This window comes from Armatimonas sp. (assembly GCF_031410135.1).
GTDB lineage: Bacteria > Armatimonadota > Armatimonadia > Armatimonadales > Armatimonadaceae > Armatimonas.
Window position 1 is genome coordinate 1 of the sequence record NZ_JANNYP010000154.1, and the last position, 17,733, is coordinate 17,733.

Genomic DNA, 17,733 nt, shown 5'->3' on the forward strand with positions numbered 1-17,733 from the left:
CTGGCTCGCCGGGGAGCACTTTGACAAGGTGCTCAGCAGCTACTTAAAAGTGCTGGCGTTCAAAGAGCCGCCGTACCCCACGGCGGCTAACTTGGTCGAGAACCTCAAGACGAACTTACCTGCTCATAAAACACGGATCACGGAGCTTTTTGAGAAGATTACGCTTTGTGATCTGAAAGTCGTCTCGGTCAAGAAAAAGCAGCTCAGCAAGAAGCGCTGGCGCACTGAGGTGGTAGTGACGGCTAAGAAAGTCTTCTCCGACGGCCAGGGCAACGAGACTCCCGCGCCCCTTCATGACATTGTCTTTGCGACACTCTGGACCGGTGAGGAAGCCGTCACACTCCGCGCCACGCTCCAGCAGCCCCGTCAGACCCTCGTCTTTGAAACGGAGTTTGCTCCCCGCCACATCACCGTCGATCCCGCCTACCACCTGCTAGACCGAGAGCACGACGACAACACGCACTCTGTTGAGTAGCGGCCTCAGGTAAAATGCGCCCATGAATATCGTTCTGATCTTCGCCGACGATCTCGCGTATGCCGATGTGGGCTGCTTTGGTGCCAAAGACATTCGGACGCCGCACATTGACTCTCTGGCGCGCGACGGCGTGCGTTTTACGGACTTCTATGTCGCGCAGCCCGTGTGCTCAGCTAGCCGGGCGGCGCTGCTCTCGGGGTGCTACTCGGGGCGGGTGGGGATTCAGGGGGCGCTGGGACCGGGTGCGAAGATCGGGATTAGCGATAGAGAGACACTTCTGCCGCAGGTGCTGAAGGCGAAGGGCTTTGCGACGGCGATGGTGGGCAAGTGGCACCTGGGGCACCTGCCGGAGTTCAACCCGACCCGCCATGGCTTCGACGAGTGGCTGGGATTGCCGTACTCCAATGACATGTGGCCGGGCCACCCGGACACGCCGCGTGCCTATCCACCGCTGCCGCTCATGGACGGTGAAAAACCCGTGCAGACCATCGAGAATATCGAGCAGATGGGCACACTCATGCAGCGCTACACGGATCGCGCCGTGGGCTTTATCGAGAAGCACGCGGGTAAGAAACCGTTCTTTCTCTACTTCGCCCACGCCATGCCGCACGTTCCGCTCGCTCCCGGCAAGAAGTGGATCGGGCGCTCCAAGCGCGGGGCATTTGGTGATGTGATCGAGGAGCTCGACGACTCCGTGGGCCAGCTCCTCGCGGCGCTAAAACGAACCGGCGTCGAGCGCGACACCCTGGTGATCTTTACGTCAGACAATGGCCCCTGGCTGAGCTACGGCGAGCACGCCGGGAGCGCGGGGCCGCTGCGCGAGGGCAAGGGCACCTGCTGGGACGGCGGCGTCCGCGAGCCCTTTGTCGCCCGCTGGCCGGGGCATATCCGTCCGGGGAGCGTGATTACCGAGCCCGCGATGACCATTGACCTTCTGCCGACAATCGCCAAGCTGACCGGTGCGCCGCTGCCCAAGAACAAGCTCGACGGCAAAGACATCTGGCCACTGCTGAGTGGAGACACCCGTGCCAAGAGCCCGCAGGAGGCGTACTTTTTCTACTACAACAGCAACGAGCTCCAGGCCGTGCGCTCGGGGAAGTGGAAGGTCATGCTCCCGCAGTCGTACCGCAGCCTCGGCCCGTACCCCGAGACCGCGCGGGGCGGCAAGCCCGTGAGCTATAAGATGGCCAAGATCACCCGCCCGCTGCTCTTTGACCTAGTCGCCGATCCGGGAGAGACCACCGACCTCGCCGCCCAGCACCCCGAGGTTCTCAAACGCCTCCTCGCCCTCGCCGAACAAGCCCGCGAAGAGCTCGGCGACGGCCCCGAGCGCATTGGCAAGGGAGTCCGCCCCGTCGGAAGAGCCGCCGGTTGAAAACGGCGTTTAAGCAGACCTGACGAACTCCATCGACATGACGGGAGCGTGAACGCCCCGTCTTCAGAATGCGTGGTTCTTCGAACCTACCGAACTAGGCCCGGAGGGCCGTGCACTTCACAGACGGGGCATTCATGACTCGGAACAGGAAGCAGGGCGTAGGCTTCATCGCTCAGGTCAAGGGTGATCTGGGGCATGGGATTGTTCCGGCTAGCTTTTATCGGAACCCACCCCGGCTTCATTCGTTCCTCATTGCGCCGACCCTCCCTGCGGCAGGGAGGGTGGACGCGAGTGGTGCGAGTGGCCGGGTGGGTTCGGGCGAGCTATCGCCCCCGATCCTTATAACCCTTCCAGGCAAACTCCAGCGCTTGGGCCAGGGTCTGGCGCTCGACGCGGCCATCGCAGTGGCCGGACTCTTTGGAGAAGACAAACTGGTAGGGGTATTTTTTCGCCTTCAGGACACGCGCCATCCGGTCGTTGGCCATCACCCAGTTATGGAGCGTCTCCTCCGGGTCTTTGGAGCGCAGGTCGTTCTCACTCACGTGCATCCAGATACGCAGCGGCTTGCGCTTCTCTTTGGGAAGAATGCTCGCATGGTACTCCCACGCACCGCGCGGCGACTCGGGGTTCTTGGGCGACTGCTGGTCCACGTAGGTCCCCGAGTAGCTAATCACCCGGTGGTAGAGATCGGGGCGGAACCAGGCCATGGAGAACGCCGCCGCCGCGCCCGAGCTACAGCCCATCGTCGCACGGGCATCCGGGTCTTTGCTCAACGTGACACCATAGTCCTTGCTCACCCGCGGCAGGATCACCGTCTCGATGTACTCGGCGTACTTGCCCGAGACCGTGTCGTACTCCAAGCCGCGCTCACTGCCCTGCGCATCGCCGCCGCCGGAGCTGATAAAGACCACCACCATCGCGGGGAGGCGCTTGGCCGCGATCATGTTGTCCAGAATCGTCGGCAGCTCGCCGCGCCCCATCGCATCGTGGGTGACCAGTAGCGGCGCGGGCTTGCCAGGCTGGTACTGCGCCGGGACATAGACCCAGCAGCGCCGCTCGTAGGGGACGATCTCACCGGGCTTGTTCTTGGCGATCCCCGGAAAGAGCGGACTATCGGTGGACTTGACAATAAACTCGGAGACCTTGCCCTTGGGCACGCTCTCCTGCGCCGTCAGCTCCGGCGCATTGATGTACATGGGGGCGATCACGTAGTTACCATCTCGTAGGCCGTAGCCGTAGGGCTTGAAGCCCGTGATGTCGATCACGGGTGCGGGAGCCTGCGGGCCCAGCAGGCCAAGGGCCAAGAGGCCCGTTAAAAGTACGTTGTTCATTTTTCCTCTCCCCGCGCTTTAGCGCGCGACCCTCTCCGGCTTCGCGAAGAGGGAAGTTATGGTGCGTGCCTCTCGTACTGCACTGTAAACCCTTCGCGAAGCCGGAGGGTGGCGAGCCTAAGCGAGCCGGGAGGCAAAAAATAGACTACTTCAGCGAGCGGCCTTTGAGGGGCTTGCCGTTGGTGTCGAGGATTTGGAAGTGGTGAATCCCCGGCTTGCTGGTGTCGCGGTGGGTCCAGACAATCTTCTTCTCGCGGGTGATCTCCACCAGCTTCACTTCATTACCCTGTGCGTGGTGCGCCGTGACCACCGTGTTGCCATTGGGCAGGCGCTGGACACCGCAGCAGTCGTTGAAGGGGCGGCCTTCCAGCTCATCGTTGCTCACCGACCAGATAATTTTTCCCGTCTTGTCGAACTCGACCGTCAGGTTTGCTATCGTGCAGCCCGTGAGCGTGTTGCCGTTGTCGAGCCTAATTGCGGTGAAGGCCCAGCTACGGAAGTCAGGGTTCTCCCAGTTGGGGGTCTTGGCCTCCCAGACAATCTCGCCTTTGGGATTGTACTCGCGCACCATCTTGTCCAAGAGCTGCGGCACCAGGTAGTTGCCGTTCTTTAGCTTGCGAGTCATGCGGGTCTGGAGATGGTGGTCTTTGGTCTGTGCCTGAATCGGGACTTCAAGCTTGATCTCGCCGGATTTTTTATCGATCTCCAAGATACGCGGCTTGTTGCCCGCCTCGGTGCAGAGCAGGCGGCCCTTGCCAATGTCCTGTACCGTGTTCACCTCAGACTGTGTGCCTTTCCAGTCGAAGAGCACCTTGCCACTTTTGTCCACCTCGGCGATCCCGCCGCCGGGGTACTTGGCGCTCTTATTGAGGGCCAAAATAACGTTGCCATTGCCCAGCACCCAGCCGTCGCGGGTCGCGTGAGGGAACTCCCAGAGAATCTGCCCGCTACCAGAGCGGATATAGGTTGCACCACCTGCAGCAAAGAAGGCGTGCGTGATTGGTTCTTGTCGCATACGGCATTTTAACACAAGCCCTCAATGAAATTTGGGTCAGGGGCAATGCGAATGCGCTCTTTGTGGGGACGAAGTGTTCTATCTTCTCGGGGCTTGAGTTCCAGAGAAAAATCGGTGAAACGGACGATGGTATCAACATCGAGAAAGTAGGTGACAACATCAGGTACTCGTCCTGTTTCGACCCTGGTTCTCCAGCGTAGACAGTGAGTAAAGGTTCCTGAGGGGGCACGGTCGAGCTCTCCCCAAGCAACCTCGTTGTTGTCGTCACTGACCAGCAGACAAAGAATCTGCGTCTCCATTGGGGAGAGAGTGATTCCCTGGTAGTGAAGGCTCGTCTCGAAGTAGCCCCGCTGAAGGTCACCGACCAAAAGGCCAAGGGTCAGTGTCTTGTTTACCTGGTCAATCTTGAGGAAGCGTGGGAGAGCATCATCCAGAGAAAACTCTAAAAGCCAGACGAGATCGGGGGATAAAGTAGGGCGGAGGGCATCACAATGCGCACGCCACTCTTGAAACACGGCATCGCGGCGCTGAGCGACGGCGCGTCGCACAGACTTGGGATGGGCCATCGGATCGTCGAGATCAGGGATCACAAAACGCATGATTCTGTATCGTCTGAGTTAGTGCTGCTGGTAAAACTACGCTTTTCGGGGGAGCATCTCAGCGAGAAACGAGTGCCCTGTAGCTGTCTGCACCGTGAGCTGGTCGTTCTGGGCGCTGATGCCGGTGACAGAGTGGTCGCGGGTGTCGTGGAGCGTGACGGTGCTTCCCCGGCGCACGGCGAGACAGTGAGACGCGGGGAAGTAGGCATAAGCCAGGGCGTTCTGCCCGCCCGACTGCGACGGCTTCCCCAGCGCTTCTGGCCACCAGGAAGTGCTTGCAGTGCTTGTGTTTTGGGACGCTGGTGCGGTTTGGGGCAGGCTGGCCAGCTCGGTGAAGAGGGCCAGCACGCGGGCTTTAAGCGCCTGGTTAAACGCATCACCGATCATCACCATCCCTGGCATCCACTGCCCACTGCCGCCCAGCTCGGGGTGAGAGAACTGCGCCATCGTGCCATTGCCGCGCTCTAGGGCTGCCTTGGCGTGGGCAATGGCCTCGCTTGAAAATCCGTGACTCAGACTCATGATTGGGGCTTTTCGGTGCACTGCGGGGCTGCGCCTTCGGGGAGGGCTGGGACATCCACTCCGGCGCGGGGGAGCGTGCCCTCTAGCTCTTGTTTCCAGTGCGCCACATCGCCCGCCGGGCCGTAGGCGTAGACCATGACCATCGGGGTGCTGCCCGTGTTGGTGAGCTGATGGAACACCGTGGGGGGAATGTAGACACACTGGCCTGACGAAACGGCCTGTCGCTCCTCGCCCAGGCACATCTCGCCCTCACCCTCGACGATAAAATAGACTTCCTCTTGTTCCTGGTTGTGCCAGGGCACTTGGCCACCATTTGGCTCTAGCATCACGTAACCTAGGGCAAAGTTCTCGCACTGGATCGGAGAGACCCCACCCACGAGGTTACGGGTCCAGCGCTGAGCCGGGTAGCGACGACCGGCGATTTCGTTTAGATCAGCAATATTCATGTTGCAGAGAATACCCGATTCTGCATGGTATACTCACTCGTTGGGGGAGCGTTTGTCTTGTGGACGTGCTCCCTAAAATTTTGACCAAACGGAATTAAAATTATGAGTCAAGTGGAGTGGCGTACCTGGGGTGAAGAGGCGTTTGCGGAGGCCCGTGCGCAGGATAAGCCAATATTGCTTTCGATCACCGCAACCTGGTGTCAGTACTGTGCGGCGATGGACGAGAATACCTACGGCAACGAAGCCCTCGCCCAGTATATCAATGACAACGTGATCCCCGTTCGTGTGGACTCGGACAAGCGCCCCGATGTGAACGCGCGCTACACCCAAGGCGGCTGGCCCACGACCTGTGTGCTGACTGGCGAGGGCGATGTTCTCTGGGGAGGAACCAGTGTGCCACCCGATGGCATGGCACAGCTCCTGCCGCAGGTGCTCAACTCCTACCGCCACGAGAAGGCCGGGATCGCTCAGCATGTCGCCGGGCTTCGTGAGCAGCTCCAGCAGCAGCACGCCGCGCCGCCACTGGATCACAACCTTCCCGTAGACCCCAATATCCCGTTTGGTGTTCTGCTCGGGGCCAAGTTCGAGTTTGACTTCGCCTTTGGCGGTTTCGGGCACAACGGCCAGAAGTTCCCGCAGAACGAAGTCACCGAGCTGGTAATGGAGCAGTACTCCCGCACCGTTCGCATGGGACACTCCGATGCCGACCTGAAGCTGATCTTGGACCGCACGTTTAAGGGAATCGCTGAGGGAGGCTTGGTGGACGAAGGCAGTGGCGGGTTCTTCCGCTATGCCCAGACCCCCGACTGGCGCAACCCGCAGGTCGAGAAGCTGCTCGAAGACAACGCCGCGCTAGTGCGTCTCTTCTGCCGTGGCTACAGCCTGCTGGGCGATGAGTCGCTCAAGACGGCGGCGAAGAAGGGGCTCGACTATCTGCGCGCTCAGCTCTGGTTTGAGGATCTCGGGGTCTTCGGCGGCTCGCAGTTTGCTGATGGCGAGTACTACTCACAGCCGCTGGAAGAGCGCGCCGAGTGGAACCCGCCCGCAGTGGACGAGACCATTCTCACGGGAGCCAATGCCGTGGCCGTTCGCGCTCTGGTAGCTTGGTGGCAGGTCACCGGCGAGACCGAGGCACTGACCCAGGCTTGTCGTGTCATGGACTACCTGCTGGAGCACTTGGTGACAGATGATGGCTGCCCGACCCACTTCCAGGCTGCCGAAGGCGAAGATGTCGGCGAGATTCCCACCGGCATGCTCGCGGATGCCGCCGACTTAGTCGCTGCAGGCTTAGACCTCTACGAAGCGGGACAGGGAGTGAAGTACCTGGATCGCGCCGAAGAGATCGCCAACTGGAGCCGTGGGCACCTAGAGTCCCCCGAAACAGGCGGCCTCTTCGATGCACCCGTGCGTCCTAGCTCCCTAGGGAACCTCAAAGTGGGCAGCCGCGATGTCGCCGACAACATGCTTTTTGCCGACTCGCTCCTGCGCTTGTTTCTCGCTACCGGCGAGACCGAGCACGCGCAGCTGGCCCAGCGGATCTTGCAAGCCTTCCAGCCCGCCGCACCCAACATGGGCTTCTTTGGAGCGAGCATGGCGCTAGCCATCGAGCGCGCCGTGCTTCCCCCTGTTCTGGTGCATATCGTCGGTGCCACAAGCGATCCTCGGACACAGGCACTGCTCCAGGCGGCGCACAAGACCTACCGGTATGAGAAGTTCATCCAGCCCCTTGATCCGTCGAACGAGGATGACGCAACCCATATCGAGAACCTAGGCTACCCCACTCCCGAGCAGCCGACGGCGCACATCATGGTCGCCACCGATGCGCTTGCGCCCACCGTGGATGCGGAAATCCTCATCGAGACAATCCAGAACGCCGCTCCAACCATGGCCGGAATGCCCGATCTAAGCGCCCTAATGGGGAATGAGGGTGAGGAAGCCGCCGAGGCGTAGTTTTTGGAATATGCTTCCTCATGGTTCAGGGAAGCGCGATACTCTGTTCAGAGTCGTTGTCATGCGAAACGACGGCTCTGTTTTTTTTCCAACTCAGGCGACTCTTGCCCGGCTTCCAGAATAGTATCTGCTTGACCTGCTTGCGCTGCTGCAGATCCCAGACGAGGGCAGCGCCGTTGCTCCAGACTCCCAGAAAGCGCCCCTCAGGGCTGAGACTCGCCGCGATGGGGCTACTGGCGGTCTGGGTCTGGCGGAGGATGCGACGGTTTTCAATATCAATGACCACGCCACTCTCTTGCGGGTTGTCCAGCCAGAGGCTCCAGGCATAGGTATCCAGAGCAACCTGCTCACTGTCCAGGCCTATGGCCGAGGAGGTAATGCGCAAAAGAGATGCGAGAGGGCGCTTGGGAATGCTCCAGAGCGAGAGACTCCCCTGAGCATCACATGTCGCCACTTGAGCTTTATCGGGCGAGAGGGAGGCATTTAAGCAGTCACGAAAGCGCGTGGTAACGAGGCGCTTCTCTTGCGTGCTCCAGAAGACAGTAGTGCCCTCAATGGTCTGAACGAGGAGCCGGTCGCTGTCGGGGAGCCAGGCAAGCTGACCGATAATGCGTGGGGTGGAAAAGAGGCGCGTGGGGGCCGTGAGCGGTTTTGCGGTGTAGGGCTCCCAGAGCTGGAGATTCCCCCCCTCGTCGCCGAGAGCCAGGATCTTGCCACTGGGACTGAAGCTCCCGACCCGTGGGAGGTGGTCGGAGGTCATCTGCGGGGAGACGGCTCTGCCTGTGCCGAGGTTGTAGAGGCAGGCTCCCCCATTGCCCGGAGACTCCCGGTAGTGGCCTACGAGTGCAAATATCCCTGGCTCAGGCGAGGCAACAAACTGGTAGATCCAGTCCGGGGCCGCTTTAGGAGAGCCCAGAGGGGGGCCAAAGCCGGAGATCATCTTCCCGGTGGCTACATCGGCGATATTGCAGACATAGCCGTAGGCCCCAAAGGCAAGCTGAGTCTCTTGCGGATTGGTAAAGCGTGCCACAAAAGCGGTAGAAATGAGCGAGGGCTTCTGTGCCGTCCAGCGCCCCCCCATATCGTCGTCCCAGATACGGCTAACCTCCCGGTGGGTACTTGTATCCCAGACCACACAGCCGCCTCGGCCACTGGAGATCAGGCGAGTCCCATCGCGGCTGGGAGTCAGACTATAGATCGTATCCTTCGTGTCCGTGTGGAGAAGGGGAACCGTGCCAGGCCGTGTGGGCCAGAGGTGGATCTTGCTGTCGTTGCCTGCGGAGGCGAGCCGCTCCTGGGAGAGAAATGCGAGGGCGGAGATACCAGCTCCCTGAAAGAAAGGCCCCATTACCCGCTTGCCCGTGGCCGTCTCGAAGACCTCCACCCTGCCACCGGCTGTACCAATCGCGATCTGGCGACCATCTGAGGAGTAGAGAAGGTTGCAGACAGTGTCGTGGCAGGCGATTTTCCGGACGAGCCGGGGCGCACAGCGCTGCAAAGCGCTCTGGCAGAAGAGAGCGGTCTGTCGCTGCTCTTCGGTTAGCTTTCCCTGTTGCAGAGCTGCCTCAAGGTGCTCCTGTGCCGCTTCTGTTTCCTGGTTGCCTAGCGCCCGTAGTGCCAGAGAGAGCTCGACGCGTCCCAGGTTGGTCTGCGCGGACCGAGTCGCCTGATCTGCCTTTCCACGCGCCGCTTTCTCCGCAACCAGCGCTGCCTCACGATCTTTAAGGGCGGCCTCTTTTGCCTGAAGTGCCTGCTCTTTCTCGCGCAGAGCCTGCTCTTTCTCGGTGAGCGCCTTAGCCCGCTGCTCGGCGAGAAGCTCGGCGCGGATCTGATTTTTTTGGGCCAGCAAGCGGTTCTGATCAGCGATCTGCTGGGATGCCACGGCGATACGCCCTGCCCGCAAGGCACTCCCGGCCTCACGGTCGGCACGCAACGCGGCGTCGTCGGCGCGGCGGGCACTGAGAAGTGCCCAGGCAGTGAGCCCGCTCATGGCGGTCAGAACGCCTCCCGCCAGGGCTCCAGTTCGTAAGGCACCACGCCGGAACGCGGCACGCTGGCGGCGCAACTCACCGTCGGGGAGGTTCTCACGCACCCAGGCCAGATCAAATACCTGTGCATAGATTCGGTTGCGAACCGCGAGCGTGCCATCGTTCTGGGAGCGGACAATCCCCGCGAGGTGGAGCGTGTCACAGAGCGGCGATGTCGGATCGTCGGCGACCCGCTTTCCGCGTCGCACCTTGTCGTAGAGATCGAGCAAGGCCGCGAGATCGTCCTCGCCACGGAGCAGGCGTGTGGCCACAAACGCAAGGTTGTCGTCACTCTCACGGGCCGCATGGGTGAAAAAGAGGCTGGTCACTGCCTCGTCCACGCTGCTGCCCATCTCCACAAGCCATGCACAGAGCCGCTGCGTCAGATAGGGATGCCCGCCGGTCCAGTAAAGCACCCGCTCCAGCGCCGCCGTGCCGCCGGGAAGGCTCGCCGCGAGGGGTGTCGCATCGGTGAGGGTGAAGTCCGTGAGCGTGATCTTCTTGCCGATATTAAACGGGGAGACCAGCGGGTTTTCGATCAGCTGGTTAGGAGTCGCCACCCCTACCAGACAAAACGTCAGCCGCGCCAGCTCCGCTCTCTCCGCACGGCGGTTGTAGAAGGCTCGGATTCCCACAAAGAACTCATCCACCGAGAAAGGGAGCAGGCGCACCGCGTCGATCTCGTCCACAAAGACCGTCAGCCCTTGCTCGCCCGTTGCGGGGAGCGCGACCTGCTCTAGCACATGAAAGAAGCGCTGCGCCACCCCAAGCTGGCTCCGGGCCGCAAACGCCGTTTCTAATGTCTCTTCCAGCTCGGGGCGCTTGAGAAACCGCGCCAGCTGCTCGGCGAGCTGTAAGAGCAGGCCATCGTACCAGGCCTCAGGTGTCAGGTTAAAGCCGCCCGCTGTGATATCTAAGACCACGCTCGTCACGCCACGCTCCCGCAGAGCATGGGCCGTGCGGATCATCAGGCTCGACTTGCCGACTTGGCGCGTGTTGAGCACGTAGCAAAACGCCCCGCCTTGTAGCGCCTCCAGAAGCGCACGGTCTGCGGGCCGCGCGATATAGCTCCGCGCATCGGCTGAAAGCGTCCCCCCCGTCACAAAGAACGGTGCGGCAGCACTCATGGCTCGGCGTTCCTGAGGAGCCAGTCGCGGTAGAGGCGGCAGCGGAAGCGGGCCTCGCTCGACGAGTCCCCGGCGAGGAGTCCGGCGGCGCGGAGGCGGTAGAACAGCTCCTGACTGAGGGTTTGATTGCCCTCTAGCAGGCTCTTGATCGCGGCGCTCTGGCCGGGGCTGCGCAGCAAAGACGCACTCAGGCGGCGCAGGTGCCCTCCAAAAAGCCCCTCGGGGTTGAGCGCTTGTGCCAGAAGCTCGGTCAGCGGGAGGCCATCGGAGAGGGCGTGGAAGGCCAGATGGTTTAAGTACGGCTGCCCACCCACCCACTCACGCAGCGCCAGAAGCTCCTCGGAGCTAACCAAGGGCGAGCCAAAGCGCCGGTTGAGCTCCGCAGTGTCCTCCAGCGTGAAGTCCGAGAGAGTCAGCCGCGTTCCAACGTTAAAGGGCGACTGGTGCAGGTCGGTGAGAAAGAGCTGCGCCTCGGTGGCGTAGGCGATCACGAGGGTCAGGTAGCTCCACGGGCCATGAGGCTCCAGCGAGCGGCGGTTGTGCCAGGAGCGGAAGAGCCGAAACAGATCGGGGCCAAAGGGCAACTCAAAGAGGCGATCTACTTCGTCGAGTACCCAGACCAGTGTCGTCTGGCTTGTCTCTAGCGCGGCGCGGCGTACAAAGCGCTCCAGGTTCATTGCGGGGCTACGCGCCTCGCTCCAGAGTGTCTCGGGAGTCTCGTCTAGTGCAAGCTCATCGGAGAGGGAGGTGGCTAGGGCGCGAAAAAAGCTCTGCGCACTCTCGCTGGGCAGAGTTGAGAGATCGGTGAGCGCCACGCGTGCCCCACTTCGCCGAGCCGTCTCTGCGCCGCGTGCCAGCAGGCTAGTCTTGCCAACCTCATGGGCGCCCTTGAGTAAGATTGTCGAGTCGCTACGACGTAAGGCATCCCGTAGCGCACCATCGGTAGTGCGCTCGATATAAAAACTTGCCTCCAGCGGCACGGCACCGCCTGGCATAACCTGCCGTGCATCGCTGACAGGGAAGGCCCAATTTTGCAGAAGGGAGCCAAGCTGTGCCTTCAGGCGCTCCCGCTCGGCGATCACAAAGTCATCATAAAAGCCTGCTAAGAGTGTGTCTGGTGCAAAGCTTCTCTTGGAGGCGAGGGCCTCGGCCAAGTCGGTCGTGAGCTGCTCGGTGCGAAGCTGGACATAGACCCGATCCGTTACCAGGGCCTCTCCCAGATGGGGGCGCAGAGAGTTCAGCGCCACATTGAGGCTATTGCGTCCGCTGGCAGGCTCGACCTCGGGCCAGAAGACCTCCGTAAGCTGCTCACGCAGGTGGGCACGCCCCGGAAAGAGTGCCAGGTACCCGAGAAGCGCCGCTGCCTTCCGGGTGGCGAAGTGCTCCACACTACTGCCATCGGGTAAACGAACCCGCAGTCGCCCTAGTATCTCGATCCGAGTCTGCATTATTGCCTTAAATTTTACCCTCTTGCCTTAAATTTCCTCTGAGAAATTTATGGCAAGAGGCACCGTAAATTTACGTGACTTTTAAGGTAAGGGGGCTAGGCTGGGGGCAGGAGTATTTTAAGCATGATTTCTCGTCTTGTTTCTCGACTTTCCCTTACCGCTTTGATGGTAACTCTCTCCACGCTTGCTCACGCGCAGGCCACCGTAATCTACTCGACGGGCTTCGAGGCACCGACATTCAGCACGACTGCGACCGCCACTATCCCCAACTTCTACACGGGAGCTCCCTTCACCACGGTTCCCGGAGCCCTTGCCGCTTCGCCAGCGGATCAGTGGGGGCTGGCCTGGGAGGATATTCCGGGCAATATCCCGCAGAGTATCATCAACTATGAGGCCTCTGTAAACAGTGCTACCGTGCAGAGCGGTGTGGTACGTAGCGGGACACAGGCTCTCAAGGTAGATGGGGCTGTGGCGAATCAGAGGCTTTCTACGGCATTTAAAGGACTTCCTCTCTCGACGGTCAACCGGGTCTATGACTTTAACTTTGACATGCGTGTCTCTGGGGCAAGTGCTCAGGTGGGGCAGTGGGGGGTGACAATAATAGACCAGAATAGCGCACGCATTGCGTCTCTGGGTTTCTATCAGGGCATTCTTGTTGCGGGCTCGGGGGCGAGTCTCTACGGACTCGGCCCCTTTACGCCCATAGGCTACGATAACTGGGCCACCTACAAGCTCTCCGTGAACTTTTTCACCAATACCATGAGTGTCGCGCTCAATGGATTTCCGATTAGCTCGATGCAGAATCTCCCCTTGAGAAACGACATTACGTTCACTTCAACGCTGGCGGGAGTCGGGCTTGGAGGGCAGGCTCCTGATGGTGCCCCCTACACGACCACGCCGGAGCGTGCCTACTTCGATAGCTTCTCCGTCACGTCTGCGCCGGAGCCGGGAACGCTGGCATTTCTTGTGCTCGGGGGCATGTTGGTGATCGCCCGCCGCCGAAGCGCGAAGAAAGAGGGCTAAGATGAGGCGAAAAAGCTTTCTGGGAGCGCTTGCCGCGCTTCTTCTGACCGTGGGTATCGGGCCTGTACAGGCACAGACTCTGCTGGTGGGCACTGCCACCTCACCGGTTCCGTTTGACCACGACACTATCGCTGATAATGACTATCTTCTGGGGCAGCGCTTCACGATCACCACGGGCACCTGGGACATTACCTCCGCTCAGCTTCTTCTCTTCACCGGGACGCGTGATGCCGATCTCTCTATCTTTACGGACCTGGCAGGGGTACCCGACACTCTCCTCGATACGGATATCTTCCCGTTCTACACGCCTCTGGGAGGTTCTTTTGAGGTGGCGACCTTCACCAACCTGAGTGTCACCCTGACTCCCGGCACCTACTGGCTGGTGCTGGGGGCGACAAGTCCGAGCAATACGGGCACGCTGGGCTGGTTCTTTGCCGACGGCGGCGGCATCAACGATGGTCTGGCGGGTGATGCCGAGGATTTCTATGCGGAGAGCCTCGACAATGCAGCCACCTGGTCCGTGGGGGCGGGTGGAGGCAGCAACTACTACCTCTTCGAGCTGTCTGGGGTCGCCGCCGCCGCGCCGGAGCCGGGCACGCTCGTGCTTCTTGCCCTTGGAGGAGTGCTGGTGTTTACGCGGAGGCGTTGCGGCGCTGGGAAAGAAAAGCAAAAATGAACCTAAAAAATACTCTCGGGGTAATGCTAGTGCTTCTAAGTACTGTCTCCACTGTGCGTGGACAGTACACTGCCTCGCTCTTGGACCCAACAGATGCCATAAATGCCTATGGTTCTAGTATCGCAGGAGGAACCCAGGGGGGAGCAGTGGATTTCATAGGGATTGATCGCGCTGCTCTCTGGAGTGGGACGGCATCTAGCTTTGTGAACTTGCACCCTACAGGCTTTTCTAGCAGTAGCGTCAATGCTGTCTCTGGGAGCACACAAGTGGGGCGCGGCCAGCTTGGTGGTAGCGTACATGCTCTGCTCTGGAGCGGGACGGCCGCGAGTGTCGTTGATCTACATCCGACAGGTTTTTTAAATTCTTATGCGAAGAGTGTCTCAGGGACTAGCCAGGTAGGATCGGGCGACGAATCCGTTACGGGCAACTCACACGCTCTGCTCTGGAGTGGGACTGCTGCGAGCGCCGTTGATCTACATCCGACAGGTTTTGAGCGGAGTGAGGCATTTGGGGTTTCTGGGGGGACGCAGGTGGGCTATGGTGAACAATTCGGCACGTTCGATACACGTGCACTCGCTTGGAGTGGGACTGCTGCGAGCGCCGTTGATCTGCACCCCTCAAGCGGCTATATTGAGAGCCGTGCCTATGCCGTTGATGGCACTCAGGCTGTGGGATCTGGTCTGAGCAATCTAGGCGATGGCCATGCACTGCTTTGGGATCTCAGCACCAGCGCGATAACGAGCCTGAACCCCGTAGGCTTTACGGACTGTACGGCTTTGGGAGTTTCAGGGAGCTTTCAAGTCGGCTATGGCTCGGGGATTGCAACCGGTGGTGAGGATCACGCGCTACTCTGGATGGGCTCAGCGGGTAGCGTCGTAGACTTGCATGGTTATCTCTCCAGTCTCCCGCTTACCTTTCTCTCCTCGAAAGCATATGGCATAGACAGCAACGGCGATATTGTCGGCACGGGCTACGACTCACTGGGAAATAGCCATGCCCTCCTCTGGAAATCCAGCGGTATCTCTTCCGCCGCTCCAGAACCCGCCACTCTTGGGCTTCTTGCACTCGGAGGCGCTCTGGGGGGAATTTGTGCCATTGCGCGACGGAGACGAGTCTAGTGAAAATTCCTCGCACCCACTTCCCCGCCCTCGCAATGCTTGGTATTGCTATCCTCCCTCTCTCACCACAGATGGCACACGCACAGACCACGGTGGTATTTGCTTACACAGGTACTCTTAGCACATTTGTTGTTCCTTCAGGGGTAACCAGTCTGACGGTTAAGCTCTGGGGGGGGGGCGGTGGTGTGGCGGGCGGCTCCGGGGCATTTGTCACAGGGAACCTTGCTGTCACTCCTGGTACCCTGCTCACGGTTCTCGTGGCGGGGGGAGGCTCTCACAGTACAAGCATGGGAGGCTTTGGAGGAGGAGCTAATAGTAATGGCCGAGGAGCAGGAGGGGGACGTTCGGCCATTCGCCTCAGTGCGGACATGATAGCCATCTCCGATGAGCTAGTGACAGCCGCAGGTGGAGGCGGAGGTGGGGCCAGGGTTGATATGAGCTTTGATCCCATGATGGGCTCTGTAGCGACAACGACGTATTTTGGTGGAGGAGAAGGTGGTTTGGTAGCGGGGGGAATGAGCTCTTTTGGAGGCGGTGGAGGGGGGACACAGACCTCGGGAGGAGCGGGCGGGTTTGGGGGGACGCCCGGAGAGAGTGGGGGGCGGTTCCAAGGTGGTTCGGGAGCCGTCGGTGGTGGTGGCGGCTACTTTGGTGGCGGTGGTACAGGGCATCTCCCCTTTACAATCAATACAAATGGCGCTGCTGGCGGCGGGTCATCGTTCTTGGACAACCTGACGAGCAGTGGGGCGAGCGAGGCAGGATTTCCAGGGTTAACGACCGGCACTGCCCCAGGAGGGACTTCCGACCCTGACTATAGTCCTGGGATCGGGAGTGGAGGAAGCTCGGGCAGTAGCGGGGGCAATGGGCGCATCGTCATCAGCTACGTCTCCGCCGCCTCTGCTGCCCCCGAACCTGGCACGCTGGGCCTTCTCGCACTCGGTGGAACACTGATTCTGGGTGTTCGCAGGCAGCGGCGCAAAAACTAGCACGTATTATTCAAGTATACGAGGGGGGATAGCAGTCCCCTCTCTTGTTTTTTAATACCTCTCTTTGCGCAACAAAATACAGCGGCAGGTGTCTTAGGATAAGTGACTGCAATCGTGCAGTATGCTACTAAATCTGGAGAATAAAGAGATGCCTAAGCGATCCCCTCAAGTGATTGAGGATAAATACGCGCAGTTTTTAACCGCCTGGGAGACCCATGCTCCCAACTCGACCTTTGGAGGACTGACCCTCTTGCAGTTCAAGGCTCTTTGTAAGCCCTCCCAGGACTCCCGTGCCCGGCTGGAGGTACTCCTCAGCCAGGTGATCGGGGAGCAGGAGACACGCGACCTGAGTGACATGCTGGTGAGTACCGCAATGGTCAATATCGCCAAGAGTGTCCGCGCCGATCTGAGTGTGGGAGGCGACAACGGTGCTCTCTACAAGGCGATGGGCTTTGTTCCCGTTAGTGAGCGCAGGAGTGGGCTGACGAAGAAATAGAAGGAATGTGCCTGCCGTTGTCGAAACCTCTATTGAGATGAAACGAACGACGGTGGGACTTTTGGCGCTGGCCGGACTGGTGGCAACGGCTGCCCTTGCGCAGCCCAAGGGCAAAGTGCTTGTGCCGGATTTTAACCGAGAAGTCCGGCCTATTCTGGCGGATCACTGCCTCAAGTGCCACGGCCCCGACGATAAAAAGCGCGAGGCGGGCTTGCGGCTAGATCAGTCGCCGGGCACTGTGAAGCTCAAAGAGATGCTGGCTCGGATTGCCAAGCCCAACGGCGATGCGCTTCAGATGCCACCCACGCACACCAACAAGCCGCTGAGCGCCACGCAAAAGAGCATCCTTCAGCGCTGGGTGGCCAGCGGCGCGAAGTACGAGAAGCACTGGGCGTTTGTCAAGCCCGTGAGTGCCATCTCCCCCGGCTCGTTCCTCGCCACCCCCTCTTCCCTAAGTCGCTCGTCCCTCGCTAGGAAGAGGGGCAAGTATCTCCCCGCTTCGCTTGCCCCTCTTCCCGCGACGAAGGAGCAAACAGGGGAAGAGGGGACGGAGCGAGGAACGAGCATCCAGGGGAGATGGCAAAAATCCGGGAGTGCTATCGACACACTCGTTTCGGCTCGCCTCAAGCCGTTGGGGCTGGCGCTCCAGCCGGAAGCAGATAAGTACACGCTGATTCGGCGTGTGAGCTTGGACTTAACGGGCCTGCCGCCGACGCTGGAGGAGACCGAGGCGTTTGTCAAGGACACGCGCCCCGATGCCTATGGAAAACTGGTGGATCGCTTGCTGGCCTCACCGCACTATGGCGAGCGCTGGGCGCGTAAGTGGCTGGATCTGGCACGCTACGCCGATACCAATGGCTACGAAAAAGACAAGCCGCGCACAGTCTGGCCCTGGCGGGACTGGGTGATTAAGGCGCTCAATGCTGACATGCCTTTTGATCAGTTCACGGTCAAGCAGCTCGCGGGGGACTTACTGCCCGGGGCCACACTCGACGATAGGATCGCCACGGGGTTTCATCGCAACACGATGCTCAATGAAGAGGGCGGCATTGACCCACTGGAGTTTCGCTACTACGCCATGGTGGACCGTATGGGCACGACCGGGGCGACTTGGCTGGG

15 protein-coding genes and 1 pseudogene are annotated in these 17,733 nt (G+C 60.5%); 9 read left to right on the forward strand and 7 right to left on the reverse strand.

Annotated elements, in window-relative coordinates:
- Nucleotides 1-475: pseudogene (locus RMO15_RS05495) on the forward strand (hypothetical protein); the annotation flags it as partial.
- A 22-nt stretch (nt 476-497) separates the two neighbouring features.
- A complete protein-coding gene (locus RMO15_RS05500) occupies nt 498-1,850 on the forward strand; it encodes a sulfatase (protein WP_309708929.1) in 1,353 nt (450 codons plus the stop codon).
- Nucleotides 1,851-2,173: 323 nt separating this feature from the next.
- Here RMO15_RS05500 and RMO15_RS05505 read toward each other — a convergent pair whose 3' ends face one another.
- The 5 genes from RMO15_RS05505 to RMO15_RS05525 all read right to left on the reverse strand — a co-directional run bounded on the left by RMO15_RS05505 (nt 2,174) and on the right by RMO15_RS05525 (nt 5,763).
- Complete coding sequence (locus RMO15_RS05505; RefSeq protein WP_309708931.1) at nt 2,174-3,181, reverse strand: alpha/beta hydrolase-fold protein; 1,008 nt, start codon at nt 3,179-3,181, stop codon at nt 2,174-2,176.
- Nucleotides 3,182-3,326: 145 nt separating this feature from the next.
- Entirely contained in the window at nt 3,327-4,196 is an 870-nt protein-coding gene (locus tag RMO15_RS05510) for a PQQ-binding-like beta-propeller repeat protein (protein ID WP_309708933.1), read from the reverse strand.
- An 8-nt stretch (nt 4,197-4,204) separates the two neighbouring features.
- Nucleotides 4,205-4,795, reverse strand: coding sequence for a hypothetical protein (locus RMO15_RS05515; RefSeq protein ID WP_309708937.1), 591 nt, complete (start codon nt 4,793-4,795; stop codon nt 4,205-4,207).
- A 36-nt stretch (nt 4,796-4,831) separates the two neighbouring features.
- Entirely contained in the window at nt 4,832-5,317 is a 486-nt protein-coding gene (locus tag RMO15_RS05520; protein ID WP_309708939.1) for a hypothetical protein, read from the reverse strand.
- The gene (locus RMO15_RS05525) at nt 5,314-5,763 is read right to left on the reverse strand and encodes a dimethylsulfonioproprionate lyase family protein (protein WP_309708941.1); all 450 of its coding nucleotides are present in this window, start codon (nt 5,761-5,763) and stop codon (nt 5,314-5,316) included. Before RMO15_RS05525 ends, RMO15_RS05520 begins: the two co-directional genes overlap by 4 nt.
- Nucleotides 5,764-5,865: 102 nt before the next feature.
- On the opposite strand from RMO15_RS05525, the gene RMO15_RS05530 reads away from it, so the two are divergent.
- Complete coding sequence (locus RMO15_RS05530; RefSeq protein WP_309708943.1) at nt 5,866-7,713, forward strand: DUF255 domain-containing protein; 1,848 nt, start codon at nt 5,866-5,868, stop codon at nt 7,711-7,713.
- Between the two features lie 25 nt (nt 7,714-7,738).
- On the opposite strand, the gene RMO15_RS05535 is transcribed toward RMO15_RS05530, so the two are convergent.
- Both RMO15_RS05535 and RMO15_RS05540 read right to left on the reverse strand, forming a co-directional pair.
- Nucleotides 7,739-10,867, reverse strand: a complete 3,129-nt coding sequence (locus RMO15_RS05535) for an AAA-like domain-containing protein (protein WP_309708947.1) — start codon at nt 10,865-10,867, stop codon at nt 7,739-7,741.
- On the reverse strand, nt 10,864-12,315 hold the full coding sequence (locus tag RMO15_RS05540) for an AAA-like domain-containing protein (RefSeq protein ID WP_309708950.1): 1,452 nt from the start codon (nt 12,313-12,315) through the stop codon (nt 10,864-10,866). The genes RMO15_RS05535 and RMO15_RS05540 overlap by 4 nt, the downstream gene beginning before the upstream one ends.
- Nucleotides 12,316-12,438: 123 nt before the next feature.
- Here RMO15_RS05540 and RMO15_RS05545 point away from each other — a divergent pair, with 123 nt between their 5' ends.
- From RMO15_RS05545 to RMO15_RS05570, 6 genes are all read left to right on the forward strand, one after another.
- Nucleotides 12,439-13,338, forward strand: coding sequence for a PEP-CTERM sorting domain-containing protein (locus RMO15_RS05545; RefSeq protein ID WP_309708952.1), 900 nt, complete (start codon nt 12,439-12,441; stop codon nt 13,336-13,338).
- Nucleotide 13,339: 1 nt separating this feature from the next.
- On the forward strand, nt 13,340-14,014 hold the full coding sequence (locus tag RMO15_RS05550) for a choice-of-anchor R domain-containing protein (RefSeq protein ID WP_309708955.1): 675 nt from the start codon (nt 13,340-13,342) through the stop codon (nt 14,012-14,014).
- Complete coding sequence (locus tag RMO15_RS05555) at nt 14,011-15,132, forward strand: PEP-CTERM sorting domain-containing protein (protein ID WP_309708957.1); 1,122 nt, start codon at nt 14,011-14,013, stop codon at nt 15,130-15,132. The genes RMO15_RS05550 and RMO15_RS05555 overlap by 4 nt, the downstream gene beginning before the upstream one ends.
- Nucleotides 15,132-16,118 carry a PEP-CTERM sorting domain-containing protein gene (locus RMO15_RS05560; protein ID WP_309708961.1) on the forward strand — a complete coding sequence of 329 codons (987 nt, stop codon included), beginning with the start codon at nt 15,132-15,134 and terminating at the stop codon, nt 16,116-16,118. The genes RMO15_RS05555 and RMO15_RS05560 overlap by 1 nt, the downstream gene beginning before the upstream one ends.
- Nucleotides 16,119-16,266: 148 nt before the next feature.
- Nucleotides 16,267-16,614: a hypothetical protein gene (locus RMO15_RS05565; protein ID WP_309708964.1), complete on the forward strand. Its 348-nt coding sequence runs from the start codon at nt 16,267-16,269 to the stop codon at nt 16,612-16,614.
- A gap of 37 nt (nt 16,615-16,651) precedes the next feature.
- Nucleotides 16,652-17,733: DUF1549 domain-containing protein (locus RMO15_RS05570; protein WP_309708966.1), on the forward strand; the 1,082-nt coding region annotated here is incomplete at its 3' end.

Excerpts from the sequence above, each read along its gene's own strand:
- RMO15_RS05500 (WP_309708929.1), top strand. The coding sequence starts at position 498 with ATGAATATCGTTCTGATCTTCGCCGACGATCTCGCGTATGCCGATGTG.
- RMO15_RS05505 (WP_309708931.1), bottom strand. The coding sequence starts at position 3,181 with ATGAACAACGTACTTTTAACGGGCCTCTTGGCCCTTGGCCTGCTGGGC.
- RMO15_RS05510 (WP_309708933.1), bottom strand. The coding sequence starts at position 4,196 with ATGCGACAAGAACCAATCACGCACGCCTTCTTTGCTGCAGGTGGTGCA.
- RMO15_RS05515 (WP_309708937.1), bottom strand. The coding sequence starts at position 4,795 with ATGCGTTTTGTGATCCCTGATCTCGACGATCCGATGGCCCATCCCAAG.
- RMO15_RS05520 (WP_309708939.1), bottom strand. The coding sequence starts at position 5,317 with ATGAGTCTGAGTCACGGATTTTCAAGCGAGGCCATTGCCCACGCCAAG.
- RMO15_RS05525 (WP_309708941.1), bottom strand. The coding sequence starts at position 5,763 with ATGAATATTGCTGATCTAAACGAAATCGCCGGTCGTCGCTACCCGGCT.
- RMO15_RS05530 (WP_309708943.1), top strand. The coding sequence starts at position 5,866 with ATGAGTCAAGTGGAGTGGCGTACCTGGGGTGAAGAGGCGTTTGCGGAG.
- RMO15_RS05535 (WP_309708947.1), bottom strand. The coding sequence starts at position 10,867 with ATGAGTGCTGCCGCACCGTTCTTTGTGACGGGGGGGACGCTTTCAGCC.
- RMO15_RS05540 (WP_309708950.1), bottom strand. The coding sequence starts at position 12,315 with ATGCAGACTCGGATCGAGATACTAGGGCGACTGCGGGTTCGTTTACCC.
- RMO15_RS05545 (WP_309708952.1), top strand. The coding sequence starts at position 12,439 with ATGATTTCTCGTCTTGTTTCTCGACTTTCCCTTACCGCTTTGATGGTA.
- RMO15_RS05550 (WP_309708955.1), top strand. The coding sequence starts at position 13,340 with ATGAGGCGAAAAAGCTTTCTGGGAGCGCTTGCCGCGCTTCTTCTGACC.
- RMO15_RS05555 (WP_309708957.1), top strand. The coding sequence starts at position 14,011 with ATGAACCTAAAAAATACTCTCGGGGTAATGCTAGTGCTTCTAAGTACT.
- RMO15_RS05565 (WP_309708964.1), top strand. The coding sequence starts at position 16,267 with ATGCCTAAGCGATCCCCTCAAGTGATTGAGGATAAATACGCGCAGTTT.